Source organism: Agarilytica rhodophyticola, assembly GCF_002157225.2.
GTDB lineage: Bacteria > Pseudomonadota > Gammaproteobacteria > Pseudomonadales > Cellvibrionaceae > Agarilytica > Agarilytica rhodophyticola.
The window spans coordinates 5,097,938-5,113,825 of the sequence record NZ_CP020038.1 but is presented as its reverse complement, the minus strand read 5'-3'; the positions used below and the strand labels follow the sequence as shown (position 1 = coordinate 5,113,825).

The following is a 15,888-nucleotide window of genomic DNA, read 5'->3' as shown; positions in this document are numbered from 1 at the left end:
GGGAGTCTGAATAAGCTTGAGAAAAGTAAGTACACTGCTTGAGTATGAGGCAACGTACTTACTTTTTATGCGACGCTAAGGTGTGTGATTAGCCTTGATATTTTTGGAACACCAAGGTGGCATTAGTGCCGCCAAAGCCGAAGCTATTTGACATAGCACGGGTGATAGTTGCGTCCTTTGTACTGGTGACAATAGGTATGCCTTGTGCTTCTGGATCAAGTGTATTGATGTTCACCGAGCCTGCGATGAAATTTTCTTTCATCATGAGCAACGTGTATATAGCTTCTTGTACGCCTGTGGCACCCAGAGAATGACCTGTTAGAGACTTGGTGGAACTGATAGAAGGAATTTTATCTGCGAATACTTCTCTAACTGCGCGCAGTTCGGCAACATCACCAACGGGGGTACTAGTGCCATGAGAGTTGATGTAGTCGATCTCGCCCTCAACGGTATTCATTGCCATACGCATGCATCGAGCAGCACCTTCGCCAGAAGGCGCAACCATATCATAACCATCCGAAGTCGCTCCATAGCCTACCAATTCGCCATATATTTTAGCGCCTCGAGCAAGAGCATGATCAAGAGACTCTATAGCTAGACAACCACCACCGCCGGCAATGACAAAGCCGTCTCGATCCGCATCGTAAGCTCGTGAGGCTAGCTCCGGTGTATCGTTATATTTAGTAGACAAGGCGCCCATGGCATCGAATAGGCCAGTCAGTGTCCAGTGTTCTTCTTCACCGCCACCAGCAAATATAATATCCTGCTTGCCTAGCTGGATTAACTCCATGGCATTACCAATACAATGGGCACTGGTCGCACACGCGGAAGATATAGAGTAGTTAACGCCTTTGATTTTAAAGGGGGTGGCAAGACATGCTGAGGTAGTGCTACCCATGGTTTGAGTTACTCGGTAGGCGCCTGCTCGCTTGACACCTTTTGCCCTCATGATATCCGCAGCATCGACCACACTTTTGGTAGATGCACCACCAGAGCCTGTAATGATGCCCACTCTTTCATTGGAGACTTCGCTTTCTGAAAGGCCTGCATCAGCAATGGCTTGCTGCATGGCAACATAATTGAATCCGGCAGCATCACCCATAAAACGCAAAATTTTACGGTCTATATGATCTTTTAGATCAAGCTCCACGGAGCCTGATATGGTGCTGCGAAACTTCTGCTCTTCATAGCTGGGGTTGTGCTTTATACCAGACTTGCCAGTGCGAAGGGCGTCGAGAACAGTTTCCTTATCATTACCGATGCAGGAGACGATTCCCATGCCTGTAACCACAACTCGCTTCATAAATGACCTCTTTATTCATCTTTAGTGAATTGGTGTATTTTTCACCAACTCTGCACAGGTATTATACCGCGCTACTGCTTATTGGCGTTCTGTAATACTATTTTTTTTATAATATTAGGCTGTACAAATTACTAGAACGTTTCGGTATTGGTGAATAAGCCTACACGCAGGTCTTTGGCAAAGTAAATCTCTTTTCCGTCAACAGCTACGCGGCCATCGGCAATACCCATGATAAGTCTGCGTTCAATAACACGCTTTAAGTGGATATGGTAACTGACCTTTTTCGCGGTTGGTAATATTTGGCCAGTAAATTTTACTTCTCCCGCTCCTAGCGCTCTTCCACGGCCTTCATTGCCCTTCCAAGCAAGGAAGAACCCTACTAATTGCCACATAGCATCTAAGCCTAGACAGCCAGGCATGACAGGGTCACCTGGGAAGTGGCAATCAAAGAACCATAGATTGGGATTAATATCGAGTTCGGCGATAATTTCGCCTTTACCAAATTCGCCTCCTGCCTTGCTAATGTGCGCGATTCTATCCAACATAAGCATATTAGGGACAGGCAGTTGAGCATTGCCAGGCCCAAACATTTCACCATTGCCGCAGGAGATTAACTCTTCTTTGGTGAAAGAAGACTTCTGTTCGAAATTGAGCATATACGCAGTAATCCTAATAAAATTCTTTAAAATAAACCGTACAGGTGTCTATAAACCTAACTGGCAGCCATTCTAACGCCTTAAAAGTGATTGTCCAGCAAGTGCCAAATATCCAGTTAAAAACGAAAGTGCGCACTATAAACGAATAAACCACAATTACCAGACGAGTTAACAATATAAGTTCTAATCTTTGGTCTGAAAAACAGCCGCCTTTTGAGTACACCCATTAAATCAAATCCCGTATGTAAAAGCAGCTTTATTAGCGCTAAGGTTAAATTTGACGTAATTAAGTCGATTTTCAGGCATGCAAATAGATCTTCTTTTGCTAGCATGGCGTCTGTGTTTCATTATATTGTGATATATTCCGACAATATTTTTTAACAGACTTTAAGCATTTTGTATTTAAGGAGAGAAATAAATGATTAAGAAGTGCCTATTTCCAGTCGCGGGTTACGGAACTCGCTTCTTGCCTGCCACCAAATCCATGCCTAAAGAGATGTTGCCCGTGGTAAACAAGCCGCTGGTGCAGTATGGCGTGGAAGAAGCTATCGAGGCGGGGCTAGATGAAGTTGGTTTTGTAACTGGACGTGGTAAACGCGCTATTGCAGACCATTTTGATGTAAGTTATGAACTTGAACATCAAATCGCCGGAACTTCTAAGGAGCAATATTTAGAGTCAATACGCGAGGTGATGTCAAAGGGGTCGTTTTCATTCACCCGCCAGACAGAAATGGCCGGTTTGGGAGATGCCATTCTCAATGGTCGCCGCCTTATCGAGAACCAAGCTTTTGGTGTTGTTTTGTCGGACGATTTGTGTGTGGCAGAAGAGGGAGTTCTCTCGCAGATGGTCAAGTTATACAAGCAGTTCCGCTGCAGCATCGTTGCGGTACAGGAAGTGCCTGAGGAAGATATTCACAAGTTTGGTGTTATCGGTGGCGAGCAAATTAAAGAAGGTATTTATCAGGTCAACCAAATGGTAGAGAAGCCTGACCCGAAAGATGCGCCAAGTAATTTGGCGATTATCGGTCGTTATATCCTTACTCCTGACATTTTTGAAATTCTAGAAAATACGCCTCCTGGCAAAAATAATGAAGTACAGCTAACCGATGCACTCATGACCCAGGCGACGGACGGTTGTGTGTTGGCTTATAAATTCAAAGGTAAGCGATTTGACTGCGGTAGTGTTGCTGGATTTGTGAATGCTACAAATTATGTCTACGAAAATATTTATGGTGCAAAATAGGGCGAACACTGGACGTGAAAATAGATATAAAGTGCTTTAAGGCCTACGATATAAGAGGCAAAGTTCCTCTCGAACTCAATCAGGATGTGGCCTATCGAGTCGGGCGAGCTTATGTGGAGTATTTGCAAGCTAAGACTGTTGTTGTAGGACACGATATACGATTAACAAGTGAAGAGCTGAGTAATGCGCTGATAAAAGGGATTACAGAGGCTGGTGCTGATGTTATCCACATTGGTGAATGTGGTACAGAAGAAGTGTACTTTGCCACTTTCCATCTCAATACTGATGGTGGGATATGCGTCACTGCCAGTCATAATCCAATGGATTACAACGGGATGAAATTGGTGAAACAGGGGTCCCGTCCAATTTCGGGTGACGACGGACTTGCTGAAATTAAAGCGATTGCCGAAGCTGGAGTTTTTAAGCCAAATTCTGCTGCGGGAACAATGCGTAAGCAAGATATCCGTGGCGACTATATTCAGCATTTGTTGTCTTATATCGACGTTAGCCAACTCAAACCTCTGAAAATTGTCTGTAACGCTGGTAATGGCGGTGCTGGTGCCGTTATCGATGCATTAGAGCCTCATCTGCCGTTTGAATTTATCAAAGTACACCATCAGCCAGATGGCTCTTTTCCTAACGGTATCCCTAACCCCTTACTCCCAGAGCGTCGTCAAGCGAGTATTGATGCAGTTAAGGAACATCAAGCTGACCTTGGTATTGCTTGGGATGGTGATTTTGATCGTTGCTTTTTCTTTGACGAGACCGGCGCCTTTATTGAGGGTTATTATCTAGTGGGTCTACTTGCTCAGGCGTTTTTGAAAAAGTCCCCTGGTGAAAAAATAGTGCACGATCCGAGACTAACTTGGAACACTATTGATCAGGTAGGCAGCGCCGGCGGTGAGGTAGTACAAAGTAAAACCGGCCACGCTTTTATCAAAGCTCGTATGCGTGAAGTTGATGCCGTGTACGGTGGGGAAATGAGTGCCCATCATTATTTTAGGCGTTTTGCTTACTGTGATAATGGCAATATTCCTTGGCTTTTAGTTGCTGAACTTATGAGTGTACAAGGGCTTTCTTTATCGACCATGGTGGCGGATCGAGTCGCTAAATTTCCTTGCAGTGGCGAAATTAATCGTACTGTGAATAATCCAGATAAAATTCTTAACTCTGTTAAAGAGCATTATTTGCCTGCTGTTAAGGAAATAGAGGAAGTTGATGGTTTATCCTTGGCGTTTGATCAATGGCGATGCAACGTACGTATGTCAAGTACTGAACCAGTGCTAAGGTTAAATGTTGAGGCGCGTGCTGATGTTACTTTAATGGAAGAAAAAACACAGGAAGTGTTAACTTTGGTTAGCCAATTTGATGATGTCTAAAGTTGTTTGTTATGCGTAAATAAAAAAGGGCCTTGTAAGGCCCTTTTTTTATGATAATTAAGACAACTTAGGCTTGGTTTAGCATTTTATCTAACGAAACATTCCCCGCTCCATGACGCATGAGATATAGCAAAATAGCTGCCCATACGATGTGAACACCCCATGCGTTAGGGTAAACAAAAATTTGAATTACAGCAGTCATAATTAAAAGGCCGAGGGCACTTAAACGTGTAAACAGTCCAAACAAAATGCCTAAAGACAAAAAGAACTCACCAAATGTCGCTAAATAAGCCGCGATATTAGGCGGTAATAAAGGTAAATCATATTCGTATTCAAATAACAAAACGGCACTATCGGTGACACCCCAAAATGCAAAGTGTTGTCCAGCAATTGTCAATCCTTCTATTTTTGTTTGTACTGACTTCCAAAAAATAAAAAATATTGAAACTCTCATTGTTAGGGCAATTAGCCACTCAGGAATAATGTTGCCAATTTTTTTTGCATAGCTATTAATTGTTCCAACTATATTCATTGTTATTCTCCAATAATTTCGGCGCAAAAGCCTGATTGAATCAAAAAGGAAATTGCATGGGTCGGATTAAATTGATCCGACTCTTCGTCTGCAATCATAAGTGCTTCATTAATTGTCATGTTATCAGTAAGACACTTTAGAAAAATAAAATTCCCTTGATTTAAAGAATATAAATCAACATCGGCATATGGACGTATTGACAATACTGCCTGCGCTTTTGATACATCGAAAGAAAATTCTTGCTCATTATCTTCATGTTCCCATATGTCAAAAATTGCGAAGTCTGAAGCTAATAGTTTAGCAGAGTCGATAGCTTTTACTTTTGAGTTGGCAAGGAACTCTATATCCATTTGGGCGAAGCTTTCATGTGGTACAGGTATATCATCGGCTGCGTGATAGCTTAAATGACGAATTAAGTCTAACTGAGCTAAATCCTGTATATATGGAAATGATTCTGCGCCTGAAAATTCACTTAAAAAAGATGGAAATTGTTGGCCAAAATCAACCATTGCTGCGCTTGAGGGCGGATTATTGTCTAAAAAAATACGTGCACTGACACTAAATAAATCATTTCCGATAGCACCTAAGACAGTTGGATATAAATCTTTTAATGCTTCGATTAATGAATAAAATGTATTATTTTGATAGATAGCTAAACGTGCATTTAATTCTTCTTCTGAATATTCTTTCGCAAAGGAGCTAAGGCTTTTAGCCTCTTGTTTGTGAAAAACGAACTCGGTCATCTGCTGTTGAAATTTTTCAAGTGTCATAACGGCTCCGATAAAATCGCTTTATCAAGAGTATTATCCATTATCCTGTTAGCTTCATGCGCTTGGCTCGTTAGTATTGCAAGTTCTGGAATATTAGTATCCCATTCGATAAGCGTCGCTATAGGTTTTTTGTAGTGAGTAAAAAAATATTCATATAAGCTCCATACCTCTGCTACGACTTTTGATCCGTGGTCGTCAATTCTAATTTTTTGACCACTAGAAAGCTCTTTCAGTGCATGTCCTGCCAAGTGAATTTCTTTTACCGAAGCCAAGGGAAACGCGTCTATATAGGTTTTTGAATCGAAACCATTATTGTATGCCGATACATAAATATTATTGATATCTAGTAGCACATCGCACCCACATCGTTTAACAAGTTCAGCGAAAAACTCGGGTTCACTATAATCACTTTGTGCAAAATCAATATAGGTCGATGGGTTTTCAATAAGGATTGAGCGCCCCAAAAAATCCTGCACCTTATTAATATTATCGCAAATGATTTCTAAGCTTTGAGCGGTATAAGGTAAGGGTAATAAATCATTGAGAAAAATAGCATTCCAATGACTCCAGGATAAATGCTCGGACACATGTTCAGGTTGATATCTGTCCACTAATTTTTTCAATCGTGTAAGATGTTTTTCGTCGATGCCACTAGCACTGCCTAAGGACATACCGACACCATGCATGGACAGTGGGTAATCTTCACGCAGCTTGGATAAATAGCGGTGGGGTGGGCCACCGGCGCCCATATAATTTTCCGGATGAATCTCTAACCAGCTGGTAGCGGAAGTATCTTCAATTAATTGCGTATAGTGCTGGGCTTTTAGCCCAATACCTGCGCGACAAGGAAGTTGAAACATGATGTTGATTTAGTTAGGGAAGTGAGAGTTAGACGCTCTGAAATTAGTTTGCACAGAGCGTCTAATAATTAAGAAGAATTAAGACTTTTTAGGAGTTAAGCTTCCGCCTTTCATTTTTTCGCACTCGCCCTTTTTGACGTATTTCCATGCATCACCTTGGTAATCAACAGTGCTTGTTCCAGCACAGCTGGTTCCTGGGCCTGCAGCGCAATCATTCTTTCCTGCTTTTGCAACGCCATAGCATTTTTCTACTTTTTTAGCAGCGTATACATCGCTAGCTCCTGCCATCATTACGCCGGCTGCGATTGCAGTTGAGATTGCTAAAGTTTTGGTCATTTTTTTCATTTAAGGCTCCTGAGAATTACTTTCTTATTTAATAAAATGAAAATATCACTTCAATTGTTACTTGCAATCAATAAGACTTGGACTCAATTTGAAAGTTCGACTTCATCTTGAAACGTGACATTTGTGTGATAAGTGCTGATATCACACATAGGAATGTAGTACTGTTGGGCTCTGAAAACAAGATAAAAAGGGGCGAAACTGCCCCCTAATTCTCAAAACTTTTTGTTAGCGTCGTTAAATGCTTGTATCAGCTTTCGAGTGGACGAGTCCCAATCAGTAGGGATGTCTGTGGTGTCGATTGCGGTGGTGACATGAGTGCCCAGTAACTTGCCTAATTCCACGCCCCATTGATCAAAGGAGTTAATATTCCACAAAACTCCAAGAGTATAGGTTTTATGTTCGTATGCAGCGACCAACGCTCCCAAAGTTTCTGGCGTTAATGCATCCATAACAATAGTTGTGCTAGGACGATTACCTGGATGTACTTTGTGAGGCGCAATAAATGCTATTTCTTCTTCGCTCAAGCCTTGAGACTCTAATTCTGCTTTAGATGTTTCCAGATCGCGCCCAGCCATAAGAGCTTGGCTTTGAGCGACACAGTTGGCGAATAAAAACTTGTGTTGATGATCAAGTGAGTGATGAGCCTTGAGTGTAGCAATAAAATCGATTGGCGCGGTAATTGTTCCTTGGTGCAACAATTGGTGGAATGAATGCTGACCATTAGTGCCTTCCGTTCCCCAAACAATGGAGCCGGTTTGATAGTCTAGCTTGTCGCCGGTGCGAGTTGTTGATTTACCGTTACTTTCCATTTCAAGCTGTTGTAAATAGGCTGGTAATAGCTGTAAATGATAAGAATAGGGCAGCACTGCTTGCGTGTTTGAGCCCATGACATTGCTATACCAAAATACAATAAGCGCCATCAAAACTGGGATATTGCGTTCCAGTGGTGCTTCCGCAAAGTGACTGTCCATTGAGGCGGCGCCCGCCAAAAGTTTTTGGAAGTTGTCCATACCAATCGCAAAAGCAATGGGTAAACCGATGGCGGACCATAAAGAATAACGACCACCTACCCAATCCCAAATTGGATATATATTGTCGGCATCAATACCAAATTCGATGGCTTTATCTACTTTGGATGAAATAGCTACAAAATGCTTCGCTAATTGCTCGTGGCTGCAGCCACTGTTGAGTACCCACTGGCGTGCCGTCAACGCATTTTGCAAAGTCTCTAGAGTCGAAAATGACTTAGACGCAACAATAAATAGTGTCGATTCTGGGTTCAGAAAAGCACATAGATCACTAATTTCTGCGCCATCAATATTTGCCACAAAGTGAACGTTTACCTTCTTGTTATGAAAAGGCGTCAAGGCTTTGGTTACCATGCGTGGGCCTAAATCAGAGCCACCAATACCAATATTGACCACATCAGTAATGACCTTACCGCTGTGCCCTTTCCATGTTCCAGAGTAAACACTGTTAATGAGTTTACTCATCTTTTCCAGGGTTTCGCTGACACTTTTTTGCTCATCTGTCTTTGCTTGGCCTTCAAAGCGCAGTGCACTGTGTAGGGCTGGTCTGTCTTCTGTGGCGTTAACATGGTCGCCGCGTAATAGCTTTTTAATAGCGCCGGCAACATCTGCTTGTTCTGCTACTGAGAACAGCAGGGAGAGTGCCTTTTCATCGAGGTGATTTTTAGAATAGTCAAGCTCTAACCCTGCAGCCGAAACACTGTATCTTTCAGCGCGGTTGGAGTCAGCATCAAACAAGCTTTGTAATGTTGTATTTTGCCAAGCACTTTTTTGCTCAGCCAGTTGTGACCAGTTACTGTAGAAGTCTGACAGTGATTTAGTATTCATACGATTACTCTTTGATGTAAATCCTTAAATTTGGATCTAGGGCTTTTCCTACACTAGGATAGCGATAATGACGCAATATAGTATAAGAATGCTTCTAGAATGAGCGTTCAACCGAAAAGTTTGCCAAATCTATAAGTGCATCTTTGAAGGTCGTTGGTGCAAAATCTTCAATAGCCTCCTTAGCAAGCTGTACATGTTGTATTGCTTTCTCTTTTGTGTACATCAAGCTGCCAGAAGCTTTAACTATGGCAAGAATCTCATCGAGCTTTTCAACAGAGCCCTGTTCGATAGCGTTACGGATGATGTCGGCAGATTTTTCATCCCCGTGATTGATGGCATGAATAAGGGGGAGTGTCGGCTTACCTTCGGCTAGATCATCGCCGACGTTTTTACCGAGATCCTCCGCATTGCTATCGTAGTCAAGCACATCGTCAACCAGCTGAAACGCGACACCCAGATGATAGCCATAAGTTCTGGCGGATTGTTGCTGTTCCTTATTGGCTTTTGCTATGACAGCAGCAGTTTCACAAGCTGCTTCGAATAAGGCGGCCGTTTTCTTATGTATGACGGTCATGTAGTTGGCTTCTTCGAGATCATGGTTGCCAATGTTAACTAATTGCTGTACTTCGCCTTCAGCAATAACATTAGTTGTACCCGATAGGATATGCATGAGTTCCATGCTGCCCACTTCAACCATCATTTGAAAAGCTCTGGAATAGAGGAAATCGCCTACTAGTACACTAGGTGCATTACCCCACTTGGCATTGGCGGTTTCCCGGCCTCGGCGCAGAGACGAGATGTCAACAACATCGTCGTGTAGCAGTGTCGCAGTATGGATGAACTCAATAATCGCAGCTAAATCAATATGCTGTTTGCCTTCATAAGCTAATGCCTTAGCTATTAGTAGTACTAATAACGGACGAAGTCGTTTGCCCCCAGCATCGACGATGTAATGGCCAATATTTTCGACCAAACCGACATCAGAGTGCAGTTGATTGATAATAGTTTGGTTGACGCTATCAAAGTCTGAACGCACAACCTGATGAAAGGAAAGCATCTATCACCCGCTTTCGGTAGAAAAATTTCGAGCGATGCTAGGGGCCACACTGCGTGCTGTCAAGCTCTGAGCTTAACATTGTTAGGAGAATGACCTGCGGTGTATATTACTTAATACCAATATATGCCCACTAAAAGATCAAACAGCTCAGTGTTTGTCTTGCGAATCTTGTGCTGTTCGATTAGAATGCGCGGCCCTGAAAAACGTAAATCAACGATGCAAGCCATGAGGCCAGCTATCCATTTAGCGGCTCTAAAGCACCAAACACTATTTGCTGCTGCTTCGTATCGTCCAATGTGATATTTGGAGCTAGTTAATGTACGCAGTTATTGCTTCCGGTGGTAAACAGCACCGGGTTGAAGAAGGTGAAGTCCTTCGTTTAGAAAAAATTGAAGTGGCTACTGGTGAGAACATCGATTTTGATCAAGTTCTTATGGTTGCCGATGGCGAAGATGTCAAAATAGGCACTCCTGTTGTAGAAGGTGCTAAGGTAACCGCCGAGGTTGTTAGTCACGGTCGTGCGGACAAGGTTAAAATTATCAAATTCCGTCGTCGTAAGCACTCTATGAAGCGTCAGGGCCACCGTCAGTGGTATACTGAAGTGAAAATTACTGCCATTAAAGGCTAATTGAAGAATATATTGAGAGGGTTGAACAATGGCTCATAAAAAAGCTGGTGGTAGTACCAATAACGGTAGAGATTCGGAAAGTAAACGCTTAGGTGTTAAGCGTTTTGGCGGTGAAAAAGTATTGGCAGGCAACATTCTTGTTCGTCAGCGCGGTACAAAATTTCATGCAGGTCGCAATGTTGGCGTAGGCAAAGACTATACTTTGTTCGCTAAAGAAGCTGGCGAAGTTAAATATGAAGTGAAAGGCGATAAAGGCCGTAAGTTTGTTAGTATCGTAACAGCTTAAGGATTTTCCCTTCCGCGAAGCCTTCATGTTTTGAAGGTAAAAAAAGCCTCGCTGCTTTAAAGTAGTGAGGCTTTTGTGTTTTTAAAGGGACACTTTGTAGAATAAAAACGATGCTGTAATGGCATTCGTATTAAAGGCATTCATTTGCCACTTGAGATAACAATATTAACCTGCCCTGGGAACAACTAGAGCCGGCGCCCAAAATCACAGTGTTGCTGTGTCACTCGATGGTGTTTTTGCTCTAAATAACCTGCATAGTAATGGCAATTTTTGCCAGCAAATATATTGCTAAGTATCAGAATCATTAATTTAGTGTTATTTACTTGCTGTGTGAATAAGGTCTTTTTTAGGGCTATAGAGATAAGTCAATCATGAAATTTGTAGATGAGGCACCGATCGTTGTACAAGCTGGCAAAGGTGGTAACGGTTGCTTGAGCTTTCGGCGAGAAAAATTTATTGAGAAAGGTGGCCCTGATGGTGGTGATGGTGGCGATGGCGGCTCGGTCTACCTGGAAGCGGATGAAAATATCAATACACTTATTGATTACCGCTATCAACGTGGTTTTCAAGCTAAAAATGGTGAGCCGGGCCGTGGACGAAATTGCACGGGTAGAAAAGGCGAAGATCTGATTTTAAAGGTTCCTGTTGGCACATCTGTTGTTAACGAAGAAACGGAACAACAAGTAGGCGACTTGATTAAACATGGACAGCGCCTATTGGTGGCCCAGGGCGGATTTCATGGCCTCGGCAATACACGTTATAAATCTAGCGTTAATCGTGCCCCGAGACAAACTAGCCCGGGTACAGAAGGCGAACTCAAGCGTCTCAAACTAGAGCTCAATATTCTTGCTGATGTGGGCACTCTTGGCCTGCCAAATGCAGGAAAGTCCACTTTTATACGAGCTGTCTCTGCGGCGGAGCCAAAAGTTGCCGACTACCCATTTACAACATTGGTGCCAAGCTTAGGGGTGGTGAAAGTACATCAACACCGCAGCTTTGTTGTTGCCGATATTCCGGGGATTATTGAAGGTGCTGCCGAGGGGGCGGGGCTTGGTGTTAGATTTTTAAAACACTTAACACGTTGTCGAATACTTTTGCATCTGGTTGATTTATATCCTGTCGATGGTTCTGATCCAGCGCAAAATGCAGTCAGTGTGGTGCGAGAATTAGGCAATTTTAGTGCGACACTCGATCAGCGTGAACGATGGCTAGTGCTCAATAAGAGTGATTTGCTCGATGATGATGAGCTTGAATTGCGCAAACAAGCCATTATTGATGCTTTAGATTGGCAAGGGCCGATATTTGTTGTATCGGCCTTGGGGCAGGTTGGAACTGATGAGCTATGTGCAGCTTTGCTTGAGCGCCTGGAAACATGTTGGCAAAATGAAAAAGATGATCCAGAAGCTGCACAATTCGAGCGTGAAATTCAGCAGCAAATGCAAGCAGAAGCCCGTGAAAAAATAGAGGCTTTACGTGTGCAGTGGAAAGCGCAGAAAAATAAAGGTAGTGACGAAGAAGACGATGACGGTGTAGAAGTGGAATATGTGCGTGAATAAAGATGCTCAGTTGTATCTCTGCCTGTACTCTTTCAAAAATAACAGACGTGACATCATAGCGTTACACAATATGTGATTAAAATAGCGAATTATGAATAGACGACAACAAATAAAACAAAGTCGGCGTTGGGTGGTAAAAATTGGTAGTGCGCTGCTCACCGGAAATGGTGTTGGGTTGGATCGCGAAGCTATGAGTGCTTGGGTGAGGGAGATTGCTGCACTGAGTAAACGCGGTTATGAGGTGGTATTGGTGTCCTCTGGTGCTGTTGCAGCAGGCATGACTCGCTTAGGGTGGAAAGTACGGCCTAAATCTATTCACGAGCAGCAAGCTGCCGCTGCTGTAGGGCAATCAAGTCTCATTCAAGCTTATGAGCAAGAATTCAGTCGATACAATTTGAAAACCGCACAAGTATTGCTCGATCATGATGATTTATCTCATCGCCAGCGTTATCTAAATGCGCGCTCCACAATAAAGACTTTAACCTCTCTCAATGTCATTCCCATTGTTAATGAGAACGATACGGTGGTGACCGATGAAATTCGATTTGGCGATAATGATACGCTGGGCGCCTTGGTAGCGAACCTTATTGAAGCTGATACCCTATGTATTTTGACCGACCAAAAAGGCATGTTTGATTGCGATCCGAGAACCAACGCTTTAGCGAAAATTATTCCCGAACGTTCGGCTATTGATCCTGAGCTAGATCATATGGCAGGTGCGGGCGGCGCTCTTGGGCGTGGTGGCATGATCAGCAAAGTTCGTGCTGCCAGGTTAGCTGCGCGTTCTGGAGCCAACACCTTAATTGTTGGTGGTAAAATCTATGATGTTATTAGTCGTGTTGCCGAGGGAGAGTCTTTAGGTACTTTGTTGTACGCTAACCAACAACCACTTGCAGCGCGTAAGCGCTGGCTTGCAGGCAATTTACAGTCTCGAGGTGTTGTTGTACTTGATAGCGGGGCAGTCAATGTACTTAGGGAAAAAGGTAAAAGTTTGTTACCTGTGGGAGTAACTTCTATCAGCGGCTATTTTACTCGTGGCGAAATGATTGTGTGTCGTGACGTGCACGGCCGAGAAATAGCCAGAGGACTGGTCAACTATAACAGTGACGATGCACGTAAGATTATTGGTAAGCCCTCAGATGAAATTGAAAAGCTCATTGGCTACAAAGATTTTGATGAGTTAATCCATCGAGATAATTTAGTGCTGTCGTAAAAAAAGATTATTTTCTTAACATTGTATATCGATACACATGTTAAAGATTAGCCTAATTGCACAAATATATCGGGCTAATAATTGCAAAAAAATTTGCAGCCATGACTATTTTCAGTAGTACTTGGTATCCATATTTTAAAAGCATAGCGAGTATATGTCGCTTAGTTGAACGGTAATGAGATCTATGTCTATCTTTAAATCCCATTTATATGAGTTGTCTGCTTACACCCCACCGCTGGAAGGGCGTGATCCAGAAACACATTTGCTTTTGGATTTTAATGAGAGAACCCTGCCAGTGAGTGAGCCCATCCGTCAGGCCTTGATCGACTATGTAAACAGCGACCGTATTCAGATGTACCCTTCCTATGGGGATATCGCCAATATTATTGCTGATTATGCCAAGGTTAAGCCAACGCAAACTATGATTACTAACGGTTCTGATCAGGGAATCGAGCTTATTTTCCGCGCTTCTTGCAGTCCTGGTGATGAAGTCATTATTCCTATGCCTAACTTCGCTATGTACCAGCAATGTGCACAAGTAGAAAGGGTTAAAATTGTTGCACCTTTCTATAGTCAAGAGCATGGATTTCCTCTCGCCGAGGTATTGGCTGCTATTAACGAAAAAACCCGAGTGATTTGTATTTCTAACCCGAATAATCCAAGTGGCGTAGGGGTGAGACCGGATGATATTGAAAGCATAGCCAAGGCAGCACCTAACTGCACTATTCTTGTGGATGAATGCTACTTTGAATTTTCCAAGTTAAGTGCGGTTGGTTTGCTTGATCGCCACAGCAATATTGTTATCACTCGTACTTTCTCAAAAACATGGGGAATGCCATCGTTACGCTTTGGCTATTTATTAGCGTCACCAGAAAATATCCAAGCCTTGCTGTGTGTTCGTGGGCCTTATGATATTAACCAAATGGCCATTGTGGCTGCGCGAGCAGCATTGGAAAATCCCGGTTATACCGATGCTTATGTGGACGAAGTTATGAATAAGTCCAAACCTTTACTAGAAAAATTTTTAACAGATAAAGGTATTAGCTATTGGCCAAGTTGTGCTAATTACCTATGGACTTTCCCTGAAAATATTGACAATTTAGAATCCGCCTTAACAGCAGCTAATATTTTAGTGCGGCCTAAAGCGGATGCTAGTGGCAAAATGGGTTTACGTATTTCTCTTGGCTCATTTGCCCAAACGAAGCATCTGATCGATATTTTAACTCGTGCGCTTTAAGTCAAAAATGAGAACTTGCTTAATTGTCACTCTTACGCTGTTGACCCTGGCCTATCCTGCTATTGTGTATCTTGGTATCCAAAATACCAGCCCTGCGGTGTTTGCAAGCGTATTATTGATTATCACTCTACTGCGATTATTCTTTAGCCGAGGTCGAGCAGATTACAGGCAAACGGTTATTTTAATCGTAATGGCTGTTTATAGTTTTGTCACTGCACTTATCAATAGTGAGTGGGCTTTGCGTATGTATCCTGTCATTATCAGTTTTTGTATGGCGGCAGTATTTGCAATTACTTTGTTTGAGCAAGAAAGTCTTATTGAACAATTATCTAAAATAGCAGGCAAAACAATTACCACAAATGCTAAAAGATATACCCGTAAATTGACCGGTGTGTGGGCTGTAGTACTAGCAGCTAATGGTGTTATATCGCTTTTTTTTGCAACCTATGCATCGCTTAAAACGTGGGCTTTTTATTGTGGTTTCTTGTCTTATTTAATATTTGCTTTTCTATTTTTTATCGAACTGATCTACCGACAATATTACATAAAAAAATATGGTGCTTGACGAGGGATATTATGATCGACCTTTGTGTTGAAAAAATAAAAACACAGTTTTCTTCTGATGAATGGCCACAATTTGTGAGTGTTCAAGAACAAGAAAATGGATGTGGCTTAACCATTGATGTTAATCAAAATGTACGTTGGTTCGAAGGGCATTTTCCTGGGCAGCCGGTGCTCGCAGGTGTAGTGCAAACCCATTGGGCAGCCGAACTTGGTAAATTTATATTTTCTATTGAAGAAGATTTTCAGCGTATTGATAATTTGAAATTTCAAAATGTCATCATGCCCCCCTTAACCATAGTTTTGAAGTTGGAGTTTTTATCAGAAAAAAACGCACTTAAGTTTAAATTCTACGACGATGATTGTACCTACTCAGAAGGTAAAATTGTCTTTGCTGTTGAATAAG

17 protein-coding genes are annotated in these 15,888 nt (G+C 42.5%); 9 read left to right on the top strand and 8 right to left on the bottom strand.

Annotated elements, in window-relative coordinates:
* Positions 1-88: 88 nt before the first annotated feature.
* Together fabB and fabA are read right to left on the bottom strand one after the other, a co-directional pair.
* Complete coding sequence (fabB, locus tag BVC89_RS21215; protein WP_086933124.1) at positions 89-1,303, bottom strand: beta-ketoacyl-ACP synthase I; 1,215 nt, start codon at positions 1,301-1,303, stop codon at positions 89-91.
* Positions 1,304-1,434: 131 nt separating this feature from the next.
* Complete coding sequence (fabA, locus tag BVC89_RS21210) at positions 1,435-1,959, bottom strand: 3-hydroxyacyl-[acyl-carrier-protein] dehydratase FabA (RefSeq protein WP_086933123.1); 525 nt, start codon at positions 1,957-1,959, stop codon at positions 1,435-1,437.
* A 418-nt stretch (positions 1,960-2,377) separates the two neighbouring features.
* Between fabA and galU the strand changes: the two genes are divergently transcribed.
* The gene (gene galU / locus BVC89_RS21205) at positions 2,378-3,202 is read left to right on the top strand and encodes a UTP--glucose-1-phosphate uridylyltransferase GalU (RefSeq protein WP_086933122.1); all 825 of its coding nucleotides are present in this window, start codon (positions 2,378-2,380) and stop codon (positions 3,200-3,202) included.
* A 14-nt stretch (positions 3,203-3,216) separates the two neighbouring features.
* Positions 3,217-4,581: a phosphohexomutase domain-containing protein gene (locus BVC89_RS21200; RefSeq protein ID WP_086933121.1), complete on the top strand. Its 1,365-nt coding sequence runs from the start codon at positions 3,217-3,219 to the stop codon at positions 4,579-4,581.
* A gap of 67 nt (positions 4,582-4,648) precedes the next feature.
* On the opposite strand, the gene BVC89_RS21195 is transcribed toward BVC89_RS21200, so the two are convergent.
* The 6 genes from BVC89_RS21195 to BVC89_RS21170 form a co-directional block, all read right to left on the bottom strand.
* Positions 4,649-5,113 carry a DoxX family protein gene (locus BVC89_RS21195; protein WP_086933120.1) on the bottom strand — a complete coding sequence of 155 codons (465 nt, stop codon included), beginning with the start codon at positions 5,111-5,113 and terminating at the stop codon, positions 4,649-4,651.
* Positions 5,114-5,115: 2 nt separating this feature from the next.
* Complete coding sequence (locus BVC89_RS21190) at positions 5,116-5,883, bottom strand: HvfC/BufC N-terminal domain-containing protein (RefSeq protein ID WP_086933119.1); 768 nt, start codon at positions 5,881-5,883, stop codon at positions 5,116-5,118.
* Positions 5,880-6,743: an MNIO family bufferin maturase gene (bufB, locus tag BVC89_RS21185; RefSeq protein WP_245929173.1), complete on the bottom strand. Its 864-nt coding sequence runs from the start codon at positions 6,741-6,743 to the stop codon at positions 5,880-5,882. The genes BVC89_RS21190 and bufB overlap by 4 nt, the downstream gene beginning before the upstream one ends.
* 78 nt (positions 6,744-6,821) lie before the next feature.
* Positions 6,822-7,088, bottom strand: coding sequence for a BufA1 family periplasmic bufferin-type metallophore (locus tag BVC89_RS21180; protein WP_086933117.1), 267 nt, complete (start codon positions 7,086-7,088; stop codon positions 6,822-6,824).
* Positions 7,089-7,300: 212 nt separating this feature from the next.
* Positions 7,301-8,944, bottom strand: a complete 1,644-nt coding sequence (pgi, locus tag BVC89_RS21175) for a glucose-6-phosphate isomerase (RefSeq protein WP_086933116.1) — start codon at positions 8,942-8,944, stop codon at positions 7,301-7,303.
* 94 nt (positions 8,945-9,038) lie between these two features.
* Complete coding sequence (locus BVC89_RS21170; protein ID WP_086933115.1) at positions 9,039-10,001, bottom strand: polyprenyl synthetase family protein; 963 nt, start codon at positions 9,999-10,001, stop codon at positions 9,039-9,041.
* Positions 10,002-10,317: 316 nt separating this feature from the next.
* Between BVC89_RS21170 and rplU the strand changes: the two genes are divergently transcribed.
* The 7 genes from rplU (at position 10,318) to BVC89_RS21135 (ending at position 15,887) form a co-directional block, all read left to right on the top strand.
* The gene (rplU, locus tag BVC89_RS21165) at positions 10,318-10,629 is read left to right on the top strand and encodes a 50S ribosomal protein L21 (RefSeq protein WP_086933114.1); all 312 of its coding nucleotides are present in this window, start codon (positions 10,318-10,320) and stop codon (positions 10,627-10,629) included.
* Between the two features lie 28 nt (positions 10,630-10,657).
* Positions 10,658-10,915 (top strand): 50S ribosomal protein L27, encoded by a 258-nt coding sequence (rpmA, locus tag BVC89_RS21160; RefSeq protein ID WP_086933113.1) that lies wholly within the window; start codon positions 10,658-10,660, stop codon positions 10,913-10,915.
* 371 nt (positions 10,916-11,286) lie between these two features.
* A complete protein-coding gene (gene cgtA, locus BVC89_RS21155) occupies positions 11,287-12,471 on the top strand; it encodes an Obg family GTPase CgtA (protein ID WP_086933112.1) in 1,185 nt (394 codons plus the stop codon).
* A gap of 91 nt (positions 12,472-12,562) precedes the next feature.
* Positions 12,563-13,684, top strand: coding sequence for a glutamate 5-kinase (gene proB, locus BVC89_RS21150; RefSeq protein ID WP_086933111.1), 1,122 nt, complete (start codon positions 12,563-12,565; stop codon positions 13,682-13,684).
* Positions 13,685-13,868: 184 nt separating this feature from the next.
* Positions 13,869-14,921 (top strand): pyridoxal phosphate-dependent aminotransferase, encoded by a 1,053-nt coding sequence (locus tag BVC89_RS21145; protein ID WP_086933110.1) that lies wholly within the window; start codon positions 13,869-13,871, stop codon positions 14,919-14,921.
* Between the two features lie 7 nt (positions 14,922-14,928).
* Positions 14,929-15,486: a COG4648 family protein gene (locus tag BVC89_RS21140; RefSeq protein WP_158658061.1), complete on the top strand. Its 558-nt coding sequence runs from the start codon at positions 14,929-14,931 to the stop codon at positions 15,484-15,486.
* 11 nt (positions 15,487-15,497) lie between these two features.
* Complete coding sequence (locus BVC89_RS21135) at positions 15,498-15,887, top strand: ApeI family dehydratase (protein ID WP_086933108.1); 390 nt, start codon at positions 15,498-15,500, stop codon at positions 15,885-15,887.
* Position 15,888 lies beyond the last annotated feature (1 nt).